At 47.9% G+C, this 17,179-nt stretch carries 12 protein-coding genes; 2 read left to right on the top strand and 10 right to left on the bottom strand.

The annotated features are described in order from the left end of the window. Positions 1-93: 93 nt before the first annotated feature. From glyS to AYK67_RS00595, 6 genes are all read right to left on the bottom strand, one after another. Positions 94-2,331 carry a glycine--tRNA ligase subunit beta gene (gene glyS, locus AYK67_RS00620; RefSeq protein ID WP_068080825.1) on the bottom strand — a complete coding sequence of 746 codons (2,238 nt, stop codon included), beginning with the start codon at positions 2,329-2,331 and terminating at the stop codon, positions 94-96. A 224-nt stretch (positions 2,332-2,555) separates the two neighbouring features. Continuing rightward, entirely contained in the window at positions 2,556-4,772 is a 2,217-nt protein-coding gene (locus AYK67_RS00615; RefSeq protein WP_068080823.1) for a beta-glucosidase, read from the bottom strand. Positions 4,773-5,084: 312 nt separating this feature from the next. After that, a complete protein-coding gene (locus AYK67_RS00610) occupies positions 5,085-6,017 on the bottom strand; it encodes a glycine--tRNA ligase subunit alpha (RefSeq protein WP_068081275.1) in 933 nt (310 codons plus the stop codon). Between the two features lie 229 nt (positions 6,018-6,246). Continuing rightward, on the bottom strand, positions 6,247-6,441 hold the full coding sequence (locus AYK67_RS00605) for a hypothetical protein (protein WP_068080820.1): 195 nt from the start codon (positions 6,439-6,441) through the stop codon (positions 6,247-6,249). A gap of 106 nt (positions 6,442-6,547) precedes the next feature. After that, a complete protein-coding gene (locus AYK67_RS00600) occupies positions 6,548-7,411 on the bottom strand; it encodes a S49 family peptidase (RefSeq protein ID WP_068081269.1) in 864 nt (287 codons plus the stop codon). A gap of 129 nt (positions 7,412-7,540) precedes the next feature. Then, positions 7,541-8,467, bottom strand: a complete 927-nt coding sequence (locus AYK67_RS00595) for a uracil-DNA glycosylase (RefSeq protein ID WP_068080817.1) — start codon at positions 8,465-8,467, stop codon at positions 7,541-7,543. 260 nt (positions 8,468-8,727) lie between these two features. On the opposite strand from AYK67_RS00595, the gene AYK67_RS00590 reads away from it, so the two are divergent. Continuing rightward, a complete protein-coding gene (locus tag AYK67_RS00590; protein WP_068080814.1) occupies positions 8,728-10,404 on the top strand; it encodes an electron transfer flavoprotein-ubiquinone oxidoreductase in 1,677 nt (558 codons plus the stop codon). A 60-nt stretch (positions 10,405-10,464) separates the two neighbouring features. On the opposite strand, the gene nadC is transcribed toward AYK67_RS00590, so the two are convergent. The 3 genes from nadC to nadA form a co-directional block, all read right to left on the bottom strand. Beyond that, positions 10,465-11,343, bottom strand: coding sequence for a carboxylating nicotinate-nucleotide diphosphorylase (gene nadC, locus AYK67_RS00585; protein WP_068080811.1), 879 nt, complete (start codon positions 11,341-11,343; stop codon positions 10,465-10,467). Beyond that, positions 11,340-12,977 carry an L-aspartate oxidase gene (locus AYK67_RS00580; protein WP_068080806.1) on the bottom strand — a complete coding sequence of 546 codons (1,638 nt, stop codon included), beginning with the start codon at positions 12,975-12,977 and terminating at the stop codon, positions 11,340-11,342. Before AYK67_RS00580 ends, nadC begins: the two co-directional genes overlap by 4 nt. Positions 12,978-13,088: 111 nt before the next feature. Beyond that, positions 13,089-14,177 carry a quinolinate synthase NadA gene (gene nadA, locus AYK67_RS00575; protein ID WP_068080802.1) on the bottom strand — a complete coding sequence of 363 codons (1,089 nt, stop codon included), beginning with the start codon at positions 14,175-14,177 and terminating at the stop codon, positions 13,089-13,091. A gap of 552 nt (positions 14,178-14,729) precedes the next feature. Here nadA and acuI point away from each other — a divergent pair. Continuing rightward, positions 14,730-15,722, top strand: coding sequence for an acrylyl-CoA reductase (NADPH) (acuI, locus tag AYK67_RS00570; protein WP_068080799.1), 993 nt, complete (start codon positions 14,730-14,732; stop codon positions 15,720-15,722). A gap of 251 nt (positions 15,723-15,973) precedes the next feature. Here acuI and AYK67_RS17740 read toward each other — a convergent pair whose 3' ends face one another. Next, complete coding sequence (locus tag AYK67_RS17740) at positions 15,974-16,987, bottom strand: cell wall hydrolase (RefSeq protein ID WP_420800588.1); 1,014 nt, start codon at positions 16,985-16,987, stop codon at positions 15,974-15,976. Between the last annotated feature and the right edge of the window lie 192 nt (positions 16,988-17,179).

Here is a 17,179-nt window from a genome sequence, read left to right as displayed (position 1 = left end):
AGCAAGAGCGCGAAAACAAATGAGCACAACATGCTTAAAACAAAAACGGGCAGCGATTGCTGCCCGAAAAAACTATGATCTAGCTGTATAAACCTAACCGGATATCTTGGAGAAATCAGCGACTTGATGCACTGCATCGCGTATTTGCGAAAGTAGTTTCAATCGATTCTCGCGTACCCCCGAATCTTCCGCATTCACATGTATCTCAACAAAGAACAGATCAACAGGTCCGCGAAGTGCCGAGAGCGCATTCATTGCACCGGCATAATCCTCTTGTGCTAAAAGAGGTGCCAGTTCTGCATTTGCCCGTTCAATGGCTTCAAACAGAACGACCTCGGCATTCTCGCTCAATAGTTCTTTGAGCGGTGTACCGTCAAATACAGCACCGTCCTTCTTTTCTTCAGCGCGTAAAATGTTCGCAGCACGTTTGTAACCTGCGAGCAGATTGATACCATTTTCGTTTTCCAGCAATGCGCCGAGGGCTTCAGCACGTTTGACCAACAGTGCCAAATCGTTTTGGCCTCCAAGAGCAAAAACGGCATCAATCAAATCGTGACGAATGCCTTTTTCTTTCATCACAACTTTTAAGCGCTCAGCAAAGAAAGCCATCAGGTCATCGATAACGGCATGTTCGAAAGATGTCTCGCCAACTTTTTCTGCAACAGAATCAAGAACTTTATCGGCACTATTACGAACGAAATTGAAAAACTCTTGCACAGCATTGCCAGCAAAATCACCCTTGCCAAGGAATGGTAGGCTGGCAACAGCCTCTTCACCGCGGTGGCTTGCCATATGTGCAAGATTGCGACGCAGTGCCTGCACCAACAAATCCCGTAGGGGTAAACGTAAATCGTTTTCCAATATCAGTCGGATAACCCCGAGAGCGGCACGGCGTAGCGCAAATGGATCCTTAGAGCCAGTAGGCTTTTCGTCAATCGCCCAAAAACCAGCGAGTACATCCAGCTTGTCGGCAAGGGCAACGGCAATAGAAATAGGTGCGGCAGGGATATCACCGTGAGCACCTGCAGGCTTATAGTGATTTTCAATAGCAAGCGCTACATCGTTGTCTTCGCCTTGTTCTTGTGCCAAGTACCGGCCAATTAGCCCCTGTAACTCGGTAAATTCATAGACTGTAGCGCTCACGAGGTCAGCTTTTGCCAGTTTTGCAGCGCGTGCTGTTTTGGTTACATCTGCCTGAACCAAAGGTGCTATTTCACTTGCAAGACTTACCAGCCGGTGTACCCGCATACCAACGGTTCCGAGCTTTTCATGGAACACAATCGAATCCAGTTTTGGTAAGCTATCCTCAAGGCGAGTTTTAAGATCACTTTCCCAGAAAAACTTGGCATCTGAAAGCCGTGCGACCACAACTTTTTCGTTACCACGAATAATCACAGAGCCGCCATCACTGGCTTCAATATTCGTGGTCAATGCAAACTTGTTACTCAAGCGCCCGGTGCTCGGGTCTTTCAGGACAAAATTCTTTTGGTTTTCCTTGATGGTAAGCTTAATAACCTCATCAGGAAGTTGCAAAAAAGCCTCGTCATAGGAACCGATAAGCACACTCGGCCACTCGTTCAAGCCCGCGACCTCTTCCAAAAGGCCTTCATCTTCAACCAGCTCTAGACCAAGCGCCATGGCACTATTTTTAGCATCATGCAAAATAATATCTTTGCGTCGGTCTGCATCCAAAACAACCTTATGCGCTTCCAGCTTTGCCATATAATCTTCAAGGCGGCGCACCTCGAATTGATCCGGCGCCATAAAGCGGTGACCGTAGGTGGTTGCTCCAGATTTAATACCATCCACTTCGAATTCAATGACTTCCGGCTCTTCAGTTTCAGGCCCAAACCGGCACAAAATAGAGTGTAATGGACGCACCCATTTCAATGAACCTGTGCCCCAGCGCTGCGACTTTGGCCACGGGAAACTGCGAATAATGCCAGGCATGATATCGGCAATAATGTCTTGACTATCGCGGCCTGGTTTTTCAATGACCGCAACATAAAATTCACCCTTCTTCGGGTCGCTTTGGATTTGGGCTTCATCAATACAGCTCAACCCAGTACCGCGCAAAAAGCCTGCGAGCGCTTTTTCCGGCGCTCCAACGCGAGGCCCTTTGCGTTCTTCGCGAGTTGCTTTTGAGGCCGAAGGTAGGCCAGCCACATGCAGAGCAAGACGGCGTGGCGTTGCATAGGCTTTGGCACCCTCATAGGTCAAGCCGGCTTCAACCAAGGCATTGGTGACAAGGCTTTTGAGGTCGTCAGCCGCACGCCGCTGCATACGGGCAGGAATTTCTTCACTAAACAGTTCAAGTAGAAGATCAGGCATGGAGAAGGGCGCCTTTAATTTCGTATTTAATTCAGATGTGTTGTCTAGTGCCTAGCAAGGTCCCCGTTAAAAGTCACCCCTGTTAGGCTACTGTGAAGGAATTTTGTGGAGTTTTACCGCTATGTTCATAAAAAGAAAATACCATAGCTCATCAATCAAAGCACTACATTGCGAATATTCCAGTACGTACTGCTGAAAAATATTTGTGTCCGCGGCGAGAAGTTCTATGTAAGTGCGGCTTCACTCGTTTGCTTGTGCTTGCTACCGTTTAAATTAAGCTGAGCCCGCAGTCCATTAGGATCACGGCTAGAGCCTCCAACGATGATATCATAAACCAAACGCTCCACGACCATATCATCACTATGACTATCGTAAATTGCTAAGTCTTTGTATAAAAGTAACATTTCAATATGTTTTGTTTCCCCGGCTTTCAAAAAAACGCGTCTGAACCCTTTGAGCTCCCGTTGTGCTCTGCTGAGTTTGGAATTTAATGCAGAAGTGTACAGCTGAGCAACTTCCTCGGTATCGTAACTGCCAATATTCTCCAGATTGAAAGAAACTACTACTCCAGAGACAAGTTGGCTTGGTGGGTAGGATATCTCTAGGTTGCTGTAACGAAAATTGCTGTAAGAAAGCCCATAGCCAAAGGGGAAGAGTGGAGTGTTACCATCTTTATCAAGGCGTCGGTATCCATGCCACATATCATAGCTCAACTGGCGGAAGTTATTGGGTAAACAAGGTAAGTGTTGTTGTTGCTGCGCAATCGCAAAGGGTAGCTTCCCAGTTGGCGAGATAGCACCCTTCAAAAGGCGTGCTAAAGCTGTCCCCCCTTCCATACCAGGATACCATAGTATTAAAACCGCTGCAGGTTTGCGGATCCACTCTGTCATAGTAAAGGGGCCGCCCCCCATGATGGCAACAATAACACGCTCATTCACGGCACAAACCTGGTCAATCAATCGTAAATCGCTTGGTTTTAGCGAGAGATCCCTTCGATCTCCGCAGGCATGCTGAGCCTTGTTTTTTGCGGTAAAAGTGCGCAGAAAAGCATCCCTTGTGTACTTTTCTTCACGGCTTTGTGGTTCAGGAAGCAAGTGCCAAAAATTCTCGGCCAAATCGGTAGGTATATGTTCTCCCTCATCCTCAGCCCCGTTACCAACTACCAGTAATACAGCATCTGCTTTACGTGACAGTTGTGTTGCCCGTTGTAAATCACGCCCTTTATCTTGCCAAAGTTCGATTTGTAAATGAAATGCATTTTTCAATCCCTCAAGAGGCGTTACAACATGGCGTGGCTGTGTTTTGGCAGAGCCATTATCGCCAAGGTTTGGAGTTCCTGCAAATTCGCCTATAACGGCCAGTGTCTCAACCCCTTCCAGGGGCAGTATGTTGTGATCATTTTTAAGTAAAACAATAGATTTTTCAGCCGCTTCTAACGCAATAGTCCGGTGTTGTTTACAGGCCAATTTACGTCGGTCAAATTGCTCGTTTGTTTTAAGGCGTAACTGTTGGCGTACAATGCGCCGGCAACTGTCGTCATGTAACCGCTTGTCGAGCTTGCCATCCCTAAGGTGGGTTGCTAAATTTTGGGCGTAGTGCATGCAAAATGGCATTTCCAAATCAAGCCCTGCATTGGCGGCTTTTAGGCTGTCACGTATGCCAAACAAAAAGGGGCTGATAACAAGGCCTTCATAGCGAAGTTTCTTTTTCAAGATACCGTGTATCATCTCGCTATTTTGGCAAAGCCATTCACCATTGAGCGAGCTGTAACCAGTTATAATAGCACCCAGACCGGCTTCAATCACCCTTTTATAGGGGCGTAAGTATATTTCATGTAAGGCCCTGTCACTGATGCTAATATCGCACTTGAACTTGCTCGTCTCGAATTCGCACGCCACAAAGTTTTTTGCTGTGGCGATTGCATATTGCTGCACGCCTTCTGTAAGTGCTGCGGCCATCTCTCCCACATGGTAAGGGTCTTCCCCATAACACTCCTGTGCGCGCCCCCATTGTGGAAAGCGCAATATACTCGCGCACACACCGGCAAAAACGTTCGCACCCACTGCGCGTAGCTCGTAACCGATGATCTCGCCAATGCGCTTTTCTAATTCCCGATCAAATGTTGCACCGCGCGCCATACCAACAGGGAAGGTTGTCGCTCCCTTTAAAACAACACCACGATTGCCCTCGCAAAAATGTAACCCCTCAATTCCTAGATTATGAATAAGGCTTGCAGGCCATGGCTTTTGATTATGCCCATTCGTCATAAGCTCTTTAATGCCTTGCCAAAAAGGCATGCTGCCAGACCTTAAAAGTACTTTATCGCTGTCACTTAGCTTCTCAACGGCCAGCTCCGATAGACCGTCATCACTTATCTTAGCGTTGTGTGGTGAATTAACCCTTGGTAAAACGGCCTCTTGTTTGAGGGGCGCTTTTTCCATACCTAAAAGACCTCCAGTATCGAATGGCAGCGAAAATAAAGCCTACAGGTTTTGAAATAGCTATTAATCTGCGAGGAGAAAAACAAATCAGCTATAGGCAAATCAATTCCGACCAAACTAGCATACTGGTGCCAACAAAGAATCTGGTGCTAATGACCTAATAAAATATAAGGGAAGAATATAACTAGTCATTATTAAGTACCTAATCGAGTATAGAATTACTATACAGCTTGCGATTAGAACTATTAACAGAGACAAATAAACAAAGCGCCAGCATATGCCGGCGCTTTGGAAAGATATAATGGCCAGTTTTTACTTACTGACTGGTTCTTTCCCGCCCCATTGGGTCTCAAGGAATGCAGTACCGCAAGCTTTGGCCAATTCGCGCACGCGTAAAATATAGCTTTGCCGCTCGGTAACCGAAATCACCCCGCGTGCATCCAAAAGGTTGAAAACGTGCGAAGCCTTGTTAACTTGATCATAGGCAGGCAGCACCACTTTATGTAGGCCATCACCAGCTTCATCCTTAGCTTTCTCGCTAAAAGCCAGCAAACGCTTACACTCGTCTTCATGATCTTTGAAGTGACGGAACAGCATTTCTGTATCTGCATATTCAAAGTTATGACGCGAGAACTCCTGTTCGGCTTGCAAGAACACATCACCATATGTGATTTTGTCTTCACCCTCACGCCCATTGAAGTTCAAGTCGTAAACATTATCAACGCCTTGCACATACATTGCCAAGCGTTCCAAGCCATATGTCAACTCGCCGGAAACCGGTTTACACTCAAAACCGGCAACCTGCTGGAAATAGGTGAACTGTGAGACTTCCATACCATCACACCAGCATTCCCAGCCAAGTCCCCAAGCTCCGAGGGTTGGGCTTTCCCAGTCATCTTCAACAAACCGCACATCATGCAAGGCGGTGTCGATGCCAATGGCCCGCAGGCTTTCAAGGTAAAGTTCCTGAAGATTCTCAGGAGAGGGCTTTAAAATAACCTGAAACTGGTAATAATGTTGAAGGCGGTTAGGGTTTTCGCCGTAGCGCCCATCAGTTGGACGCCGGCACGACTGTACATAAGCAGCTTTCCATGGGCGCGGACCAAGTGCACGTAAGGTTGTCGCCGGATGAAAAGTACCGGCACCCACTTCCATGTCATAGGGCTGCAAAATGGCACAGCCCTTGTCTGCCCAAAAGTGTTGCAGTGTGAGCAATAAGCCTTGAAACGACTTAGTTGGGTCCATATAGGCTGGGGTCGTGGCGCGGTTATTGGCCGAAACAGCATCAAGTGTCATGGGCAGCTTCCTGAATACACTGGCAGCCAAGTTGCGTACTTTGCCACCTCTCAAATAACTCTTAGCCGACAGGTGCCATGCGTGGGCCACAAGGTCAAGGACACAAACGTGTTAAGTGGCATTAAGCAAGCTTTTTCCGTGAAAAGGCTTGGGTTTTTGGTCGCGGTATTCCGTTACTTTACTTGCGCACAATGTATTTGCCGCTACGCGGGTCCAGCACCAATTGTGGGTAAGGATTATCAAAGGAACGGTAATAGGCTTTAGCTTTCACTGGACGCAGACCCAAATTCCAAGAGCGCACCTCACGTTGCACATATTTAAAAACCGCATAACCACCAGCGATTGCTGCTATTGTTGCAAATGTCTCGGTCATGAAAGCGTTCCTTATCCTAACAAGCACCCAAAGGGCTGTGCTGTATAACTAAACAGCACCTAGTGATATCTAGGAACGCTTTTGATAATTTCAAATAGACAATCTCTTATATTTCATAGCGAGCGCGGATAGTGCGTTCTTCAAGTGATTGTATTGCCGCATCGGGCATTGCCTGAACACCGCTTCGCAAATCCAGCTTTTCAGAGTGCGCCCCAATAAGTTTACTAATAAAGCCCTTGCTGGCTTCCTCGTACTTTACCTTCACTTTATCGCCGTATCGCTTTTGTAAAAGGCCATAAACATCCTCAATGCCATCGACAAGACCAAGCTGTTGGGCTTTCTCACCGGTCCAGAATAGCCCGGAAAAAATATCATCATCTTGTGCCAGTACATCGCCGCGCCGCTCTTTGACCATTGTGATAAACAGGTCGTGGATTTCACGTTGCAAGGTTTTTAAGTGTTCGACATCTTCAGCGACTTCGGGCGCGAAGGGATCAAGGGTTACTTTCTTTTTACCAGCTGTATAAACCCGACGTTCCACGCCGATTTTTTCAATCAAGCTTGTAAAGCCAAAACCAGATGAAACAACACCGATGGAACCGATAATAGAGGCCGGGTCAACGAATATCTCATCCCCGGCGAGTGCGATCATATACCCACCAGAGGCCGCCACATCTTCAACAAACACCAGGACTTGTTTATTGTGCAGTGCGGCAAGTTGGCGTATGCGAAGATAAATCTGCCGAGATTGCACAGGCGAGCCACCAGGAGAGTTCACCAAAATACCAATTGCTGGTGCACTTTTGTTTTCAAATGCTGATTCCAGTTGCTCATTGACCGCTTCCAGATTGAGACCAGGGTTAATTTTAGAACCTTCCCCGATGACACCTTTTAACCGTACAACGGGGATAATTGTTTCTTCTCCCATCCATTTTTTTGGCAAAACTTTACGGGCAATTTTCTTAATCAAGGGAATCTCCTGTGTGGCTGGCTCTTGTAAACGATTGTTGCAAGGCGATAGCATCGGGTGGATAGCACTGCAAAATCGATGACTTTGATATTGGACAGTAATTGAGATAATCAAGTAGCGAAGTGGCAACTAACCTAATTTGTTTTTGACATTCAAAATGTCCCGCCACACCAGCTTTTTTTCAGCCGGGCTGCGCAACAAATAGGCGGGGTGGTACATCGCCATAGCATCACGCTCAAACGCACCTGCTTTGTAAGTCAGCCATTTACCACGTAATTTGCGAATGCCATCGCGCGATCCAGTCAATGCTGAAGCCGAGGCTGCCCCAAGAAAAATGAGTACTTTGGGGTCAACCAACTCTATCTGCCGTTGAATAAATGGGCGGCAAATTTCGGTTTCTTGTGGCGTTGGGGTGCGATTGCCCGGTGGCCTCCATGGAACGACATTGGCAATGTAAACCTGTTCACGCGCTATGCCAGCGCGTTTAAGGATTAGATTCAACAATTGCCCTGAACGCCCAACAAATGGCACACCGCTTAAGTCCTCTTCTTTTCCAGGGGCTTCTCCAACAAACATGATCGGTGCATGTGCAGGACCATCCCCAAAAACCAAGTTCGAGGCGGTGAGGCGAAGATTACAGCCTTCAAACTCAAGCATGCTTTGCCTAAGTTCTTCAAGCGAGTGAGCCTTAAACGCAGTATCACGAGCAGATGTTACCGCATTTGCGTCGGGTAAAACCGCTATTTGCGGGCTTTGGCTTCCTTGCGTTTGTTGTACCGTTTGTTTTTGTCGCTGCAAAATTGCCTTTGCTGTTGCCTTCGCATCAGCACTAATATGTCCTGCCTCTTCAGCTTTAAAAGCACGGCGGACAACTTTCGGCGTTGGCGTAGGAGCCGGCGTGCTCACGACTGCCGTTGTTTTATTTGTCGCAGGCTCGCTGAACCAGTCATGCGGTGTTTCATCAATACAGCAGTCCACACCCGAGCTCACCAAGAACTCAAGATACGCTTCCATAGCGGATAAGGGGACGTCTGCTGCGACATTTTCGTACGACATGAGAGCAAAATACTACGTTCTTTATCAAGAAAGCAAACATAAGCCTTCATAACTGTTTAAACAGTCACATATAATTGCGTGACTATAACGAATAGCGAGGTTTTGCAGCGCCTTGTGCAATGCCACTTGCGCCTTAAAACGCATTGCGCTGCGCAAAGCACTCCTCTACACAAAGAACAAAACAGTTGAAATTGACAATAACCAAGCAGTGACGGAGCCTGCCAAAACTTTGGTAGCGCTGAAAGGTGAGGGAGAGACGAATGGCTGATGTGGGCACGTTGCCACCACGCGAATCTATGGAATTTGACGTTGTTATTGTTGGGGCAGGTCCGGCAGGTTTGGCAGCAGCCATACGGCTTAAACAACTGGCAACAGAGCAGGAAAAAGACATTTCTGTAGTAGTACTGGAAAAGGGGTCGGAAGTTGGAGCCCATATACTCTCCGGTGCTGTAATGGATACATGTGCGCTGGACGAGCTGCTGCCTGATTGGCGCAAGGACGATACAGTCCCGCTCAATGTGAAAGTTAATAAGGATACATTCTTGCTATTGAGCGAGAAAAAAGCCATTTCCATTCCGAACTTCACCATGCCTCGCCTGATGAACAATCATGGCAACTATATTATATCTCTTGGAAATGTTTGCCGCTGGCTGGCCGAAAAAGCCGAAGCTATGGGTGTCGAAATCTACCCCGGGTTTGCAGCAGCTGAAGTCCTGTACGATGAAGACGGCAAAGTACGTGGTGTCGCCACAGGTGACATGGGCGTTGCTAAAGATGGCAGCCAAAAAGACACGTACATGCGCGGCATGGAGCTTGTGGGCAAATACACCTTGATTGGTGAAGGCGTACGCGGATCGCTCGCCAAGCAACTCATTGAGCAGTTCAATTTGGACCGTGATAGCGATACACCCAAGTTCGGAATTGGCATTAAAGAACTATGGGAAGTGGAGCCGGAAAAGCACCAGCAAGGTTTGGTACAGCACACATTGGGCTGGCCGTTAGATAGTAAAACCGGTGGTGGCTCCTTCCTCTATCATCTTGATAATAATCAGGTTGCAGTTGGGTTTGTGGTCCACCTGAACTACGAAAACCCGTATTTGTCACCATTTGAAGAGTTCCAGCGTTTCAAGCATCACCCTGCTATAGAAAACCTGTTTAAGGGCGGCAAGCGTATAGCTTACGGCGCAAGAGCCATAGCAGAAGGTGGCTTCCAGTCTATCCCGAAACTGGCTTTCCCCGGTGGCTTGCTCATGGGCTGCTCGGCTGGGCTGGTGAATCTACCCCGCATTAAAGGCTCACATAACGCCATATACTCGGGCAAGCTAGCTGCTGAAAAGGTCATGGAGGCACTTGTTGCCGAGAAAGCAGGCGAACAGCTCGATAGCTACGACCACGATTTGCGTGCTGGAGCCATTGGTAAAGATTTGAAACTGGTGCGCAATGTTAAACCGCTTCTCTCTCGCTTTGGTAATTACCTTGGTATGATGATGGGCGGCTTTGATATGTGGTTACAAGAGCTGGTTGGCGTGTCCTTGTTCGGTACATTGCATCATAGAAAAACGGATGCCGCGAGTTTGAAACCAGCAGCAGATGTCAAGCCGATTAATTATCCCAAACCGGATGGCAAAATATCCTTTGATCGTTTGTCCTCGGTATTCCTCTCGAACACCAACCACGAAGAAGACCAGCCGATCCATTTGAAACTGCGTGATGAAGCGCTTCAAAAACTATCTGAGTTGGATAAGTTTGCGGGCCCATCAGCGCGTTATTGCCCCGCTGGTGTTTATGAGTGGGTGGAAGAAAACGGCGAAAACCGCTTCCAGATTAACGCTCAAAACTGCGTACACTGTAAGACCTGTGATATTAAAGATCCAAACAGCAATATCACATGGACAGTGCCAGAAGGGCAGGGGGGGCCGAACTACCCGAACATGTAGTGAAGATAAAAAGGCCGTGGCAATTGCCACGGCCTTTATCAAATCAGCTTATCCAGTCTTTTAACTATTCGCATCAATGTTGATATCAAGCCCTAAATCAAGAACCGGAGCCGAATGCGTAATCCAGCCGGTGGAAACCACATCCACACCGCTTTCGGCGATTGCAGTAACAGTGTCTAGATTAATGCCGCCAGAAGCTTCCAATAATGCCTGACCTTCGTTAATCACTACGGCTTCTTTAAGTTGCTCAGGTCCCATATTGTCCAACATGATGACATCTGGTTTCGCGATAAGTGCTTCTTTAAGCTGCTCTAACGTATCGACTTCCACCTCGATTTTGACTAAGTGACCGGCAAAGTCGCGGGCACGCTCAATAGCAATCGCGACGCCGCCAGCAACAGCAATATGGTTATCCTTGATAAGAATAGCATCGTCCAAACCAAACCGGTGACTAGAGCCACCACCGCAACGCACGGCATACTTCTCAAAGGCGCGTAGGCCCGGTGTGGTTTTACGAGTGCAAACAACTTTACACTTGGTGTGGGCAATTTTGCGGGCAAAAGAGTGTGTTGCACTGGCGATACCCGACAAATGCCCGAGGAAGTTAAGGGCAACGCGCTCACCAGAAAGCAAACCACGTGCCGGACCTTCTATTGTAGCAACTGCATCACCAGGGGACAAAACATCACCGTCCCGTTTATGCCAGCTGACCTCGAGCCCACCATCGCTAAGAAGAAAAGCCGTTTCACCAAGCGCTTGCCCCGCCAACACACCATGTTGTCGTGAAACAAGCTGCGCTTTGGCCCTCGCATCTTGAGGAATTGTCGCCATTGAGGTGATGTCGCCAGCGCGGCCCAAGTCTTCCAAAAGGGCAGATTTTACGGCCTCGATGACCATGATGGCAGGTAAAACAGGCAAGTTTTTAATGTGTTGGCTCATGAAAAATCGGCCTCCTTAACCGCGGCCTGCCCCTCTGGGCTAGCAAGTGCTTCTTGCGCTAACCCATTGATATCCGAAAGCGTGCAATAAGACCTCTTGGCCTGTTTCGGGTCTTTTTCAGGGTAGTCAGCGCGGTAGTGTCCGCCGCGGCTTTCTGTGCGCAGCAACGCCGAACCACTAATCAGCTTGGCGGTTTGTATCATATTAAAAATGGAATCACGGCGGCAGAACTGCTCGCTGTGCTGTAATAGGGCCAAAGCCCGCTTCAAGCCTGCTGCATCGCGTTCAACACCAACATATCGAGCCATGGTGTTGCGCAAGAGATCAACTACAGAACGCTCGGCCACATTGCGTTGCGAATCTGCATCGCCCTCATCGTCGATTTCGGCCCAGTGGTGAACACGAGGTGTTGGCATAAGCCCCTGTATGTCATCTGCAATTCGTGCTGCAAACACAACGGCTTCCAACAAGGAATTGGAAGCCAAACGGTTGGCGCCATGTGCACCGGTAGAGGCTACCTCTCCCGCAACCCAAAGGCCATCAACTGATGTGCGTCCGTTAGCATCACTGAGTACGCCGCCCATGTGATAATGTGCAGCAGGTGCGATTGGAAGCGGTGCTGTTGCTGGGTCAAAGCCAGCTTCAAGAGCTGCGGCATTAACCGTTGGAAACTCGTCAGCAAAGCGGCTGCCTAAAGCCTCACGGCAGTCCAAGAAAGCACCACGCCCTTCAATAATATTCTGGTGAATTGCCCGCGCAACCACATTGCGTGGAGCCAGCTCCGCATCTGGATGGATTGCAGGCATAAAGCGCTTGCCGTTATTATCCACCAGGAGTGCACCTTCACCGCGTAGCGCTTCACTAGCTAAAGGTGCAGGGTCTTTATTGACATCAAGTGCAGTTGGGTGAAATTGAACGAACTCAGCATCGGCAACCAAGGCACCAGCCCGAGCTGCCATAGCCAAGCCATGCCCATTGGCTTCGATTGGATTGGTCGTTGTGCGATATAAATGACCAACACCGCCAGAAGCCAAAACAACGGCTTTTGCCGGGATGGTAATCATTTGTGTACCGCCACGCCGCCGAGCAGTAATACCGGTTACATAGCGGCCATCACGCAGCAACTGGCAGCCGATATAACCCTCGATGATACGAATGCTCGAAGTTGCCTTGGCAGCACTTAACAAGGCTTCCATTATTGCGGCACCAGCCATATCGCCACGTACGCGTACAACGCGGTTCGTGCTGTGGGCCGCTTCGCGGGAAAGCGCAAGCTTACCGGCAAGGTCACGATCAAAAGGAACACCGTAGGATAGCAAATCGTGGATTCGCTCGCGTGCTTCGGCGGTCATCCCTGCAACAATGGCTTCTTCGCAAATGCCATCGCCAGCAACCAGCGTATCCGCCGTATGCTGCTCGTGGCTATCACCATCGGCGACTGCTGCTGCAATGCCGCCCTGCGCCCATGCAGAAGAAGCGCCGCCACCAATTGGGGCGTTTGTCACAATAGTTACTGGCCGAGGCGCAAGTTTGAGTGCACAAAACAGCCCAGCAAGCCCACCTCCCAGTATCACAACGTCATCGACACCGCTTTGTATCACGGTAGGTGCAAGGTGATTGGCAAACTTAGACATTTTTAATGGAACGCTATTCAAGGAACATGGAAACGGAAGCCCGCTTATAGCGCTTCACTCACTGGTAAACCAGAGGAGTTTTACCACAGGCGGGCCTTTTGTGGAGACCAATTAGTTTTTAAGGTTGATCATTCGTTCAACCGATTGACGAGCCCGAGCGGCAATCGCAGGGTCAACAACCACCTCACCACGCATGTCAACAAGACAATCAAGTATCTTGGCAAGCGTAATACGCTTCATATGCGGGCAAAGGTTACACGGCTTTACATATTCAACGTCAGGTGTTTCCGAAGCAATATTTGAGGCCATGGAACATTCGGTAATCAGCATTGCTTTTTTAGGGCGGTGCTTTTTAACCCAGTCAATCATATGGGCAGTGGAGCCGGCAAAGTCTGCCTCCGCAACCACATTGGGTGGACACTCTGGGTGGGCAATGATCTTCGCTTCGGGTTCGATTTCACGATACTCGCGCAACTCTTCAGGGGTGAACTGTTCATGAACCTCGCATGAGCCAGCATATGTGAGCACTTCCACATCTGTCTGATTATTCACATTGCCCGCAAGATATTGGTCGGGGACCAAAAGAACACGGTCACTCCCCATTGCTTCGACCACTTGTACAGCATTGGAAGAGGTGCAACAAATATCACATTCGGCTTTCACATCAGCTGAAGTATTAACATAAGTGACAATTGGAACTCCAGGGTTTTCCTCGCGAAGCCGGCGTACATCTGCCCCAGTAATAGACTCGGCCAATGAGCAGCCCGCGTCCATGTCCGGAATCAAGACGGTTTTCTCGGGAGAAAGAATCTTGGAAGTTTCGGCCATAAAATGCACACCGCACTGGATAATGATATCCGCATCCGCTTGAGCGGCTTCTTTTGCAAGCTGCAAACTGTCGCCGACAATATCAGCAACACCATGATAGATATCCGGTGTCATATAATTGTGCGCTAGTATGACTGCGTTACGCTCTTTCTTGAGTTTATTGATTGCGTAAACATATGGTGCCAGCAACACCCATTCCATTTCAGGAATGAAATCTTTTAGGTGTTCGTAGGCCCCTTTAGTCGCTTCCGCTACCTCAGCAGTATATTCAAGAGGCGGATACTCCAGACGGCCATGACGCTCCAGAGCACTTTGGCCAGTCTTGGGGGTGAGCGGGTTATCCTGCTGAACCTGTTCGGTTGTGGCGCTCATGACGTTTCCTTAAATTGGACCGGCATAAAATCACCATGATCAGGGGGAGGTGATACTTATGCTCAATACGAGTATATGTGAGCTATAAAAAAACGCGACAATCGCGTCGCTAACTTATGCTCATTTAAAGCATATATAGGCCCAAAACACCTGCTTTGCCAAGTAAACAATTACGCTTACTGTCAACTTAATGTCTAACATGTTGTATTGTTTGAGATAAAAGATTACCCGACTTATCGGGGGGGCTTTGATGACCCTATGAGTTTTACAAAATCACAACCTATTCAAAATAGCATTATCACGACACATGACGACCTTTGTAAACGGGCACTAGAACTATCGAGCAGGGGGACAAATGGTAGCGATCGGTCCAATATAAGTGGCTTGAGACTTGTTTTGCGTAGAATGCCCATTGCGAATTTTATCTGTTTTGGGCAGGCTATGACTTAAATAACGGGAAAACAGACAGCCAGCCAGAGAACCTCGAAACAGCTTTTGAACGAATGCATGAAGTGCTGACTGGTGAACGATAGACATTACTAAGGACATCTAATGGATCAGTTTAAAGCTCTATGGATCGACAAGCTTGCCGATGAAAAACCAACGGCAACATTCAAAGAAATTTCACTTGATGATTTATCTGAGGGCGATGTGGTTGTGAAACTAAGCCACTCAACAGTGAATTATAAAGATGGTTTATGCTTGGCTGGGAATCCGGGGGTTCTGCGCAAAACGCCAATGGTACCGGGTATCGATGTGATTGGCGAAGTGGTGAGTTCACAATCTCCCGATTTTAAAAACGGCGATCAAGTGATCATGAACGGCTTTGGTGTGGGTGAAGTGCATACAGGTGCCTTTGCTCAGTACGCAAGGTTAAAGTCAAAATGGCTGATTAAGCGGCCTGAAGGGTTGAGCGCGGCCCATGCCGCGGCAATTGGCACTGCAGGCTACACCGCAATGCTATGTGTTATGGCATTAGAGGATTATGGTATTACACCGGATAAAGGCCCAATTGCCATAACCGGCGCATCAGGCGGAGTTGGCTCGGTAGCTCTTTCAATCCTATCAAAGCTGGGATACGAAACGATTGCGTTCACAGGGCGAATGCAGGAGGAAACCTTTTTAAAACAATTAGGTGCCAGTGAAGTAAGAGATCGGGCAAGTTTAAGCGAAAAAGGGCGTCCATTTGCAAAAGAGCAATGGGCGGGGGCTGTAGATGTTGCAGGTTCGCATACTCTAGCCAATTTGCTTGCAGCCACGAAATATGGCGGTGCTGTCGCGGCATGCGGTCTGGCGCAAGGTGCAGACTTACAAACAACTGTAATGCCCTTTATTTTGCGTGGCGTGGCCTTGCTGGGGGTCGATTCAGTGCAAGCTTCCTTGCAAAAGCGGCAAAAAGCTTATGATCGGCTTTTAACTGACTTGGATATGAACAGGCTTGAAGCGCTCTCTACCACCATAAAACTGGAGGACGTCCCTGAATACGCCAAAGCCATTTTGGAAGGCAAGGTACGTGGCCGACTAATAGTCGACATTGAAGGCTAGTAATTAGAGCATATTCCCGAAAAGTGCCTAGCGGTTTTCGGGTAAGAATGCGCGTCAAAATAATAGGCTAAAGCAGTTAGAGAGCTTCTTTGAAATAGCAAACTGCTTTAAATAAAAAGAAAACCAGATCGACAACATTTCGATCTGGTTTTGCGCCTAGTCGCTAAGGTGATAGAACGACTAAAACAATCATGGCAAACATTTCCAGCGGCTCCACGAGATAGAGCTATGACACGAAATATTGAGTAGCCCTAGCTCCAGCCGCCACCATAGGTCTTGTAAAAAATATGTAATCCAATTTGCTTTTGCTTCTTCATTGAGCTGGCCCATTTGGGATTAACATATACCGCATGATAGTGGGTTGCAGCTCCCACAGATGGGGCAGACACTTCTCCGTTGGCCGCAAGTTTTGCAAGTCTTTGTGCTTTTGCCCAAGATTTCCGGTTATAAATTATCTCAGGGTAGCCATCACACGCAAAAGAGAACTGGCATGCGTTGAGTTGATGCTTGTTCTGGTAAACGACATCACAAATATTATTGGGATATGCAGGGTTTTTCACGCGATTAAGTACAACCTGTGCCACTGCAATCTGGCCATTTCTCGGCTCACTACGCGCTTCAAAATAAATCGCCTCTGCAAGGCAACGTAGCTGTTTGGCGTCGTTCACCGATGCCGGCAATCTTTTTAGATACCACCAATGCGGGTTGGTTTTTGCATAAACTTTCAAGTCTTGCGCTGTGAGAATAGGCTTGCCAACCGGGTGAGCATCAGCTGGAATCGATTGTGCTCTAAATAATGCCTCAAAAGGTGCCTTGGCTTTGGGGCGCACTTGCGGGGCATAGGCATTTGCCACAGATAGCTCAGCGCTAGAAGGTTGAGGATTTTTGTAATCTGTTGCCTTTTTAAGAGGCACTGTTGTTTTCGAAGTTAAATCGGAAACTTTATCCGCGTTTTGACGAGGGCTTCTTTTGGTAAAGTGATATTGGAAATTCGGAACTGTTTTCGTAAGTTCATTATAAGTAAAACCTGTACGAAACGCTACGACGGTTTGTTCTTCCTTAGGAGCTTCTTCGGTGTAGCCACTGCGCGAAATATTATGCAAACGGTTTTGAATGGCCGATGGCGTAATATCCCCCTGGGGGCTTTGGTGAGCAACACTGCTCACGCCAAGAAACATCATAGATGTACCAAAAAAGAACAGATAGCCAAATCTATGTGAAAGGCGAGATGTTCTGCGAATAATCAGATTATTAAAAATCGACAAAATGCCAACACCCCAGTAAATATTACATAAAATGCAATCAAAACAATAACTTCTCAAAGAAATCATAGATTGACCACAAACCCGTCACATTCCTTAATGCCGTGTATCAGGCGATAATTATCTATTAACCTTGATAATAGGTTAACTCGCTTAACACCATGCATCAAATGCAGATACGATTTATGTGATCAA

It is taken from the genome of Polycladidibacter stylochi, from assembly GCF_001562055.1.
GTDB classification, from domain to species: Bacteria; Pseudomonadota; Alphaproteobacteria; order Rhizobiales; family Stappiaceae; genus Pseudovibrio; species Pseudovibrio stylochi.
The sequence above is the reverse complement of the archived record's forward strand: the minus strand, read 5'-3'. Positions and strand labels throughout refer to the sequence as shown.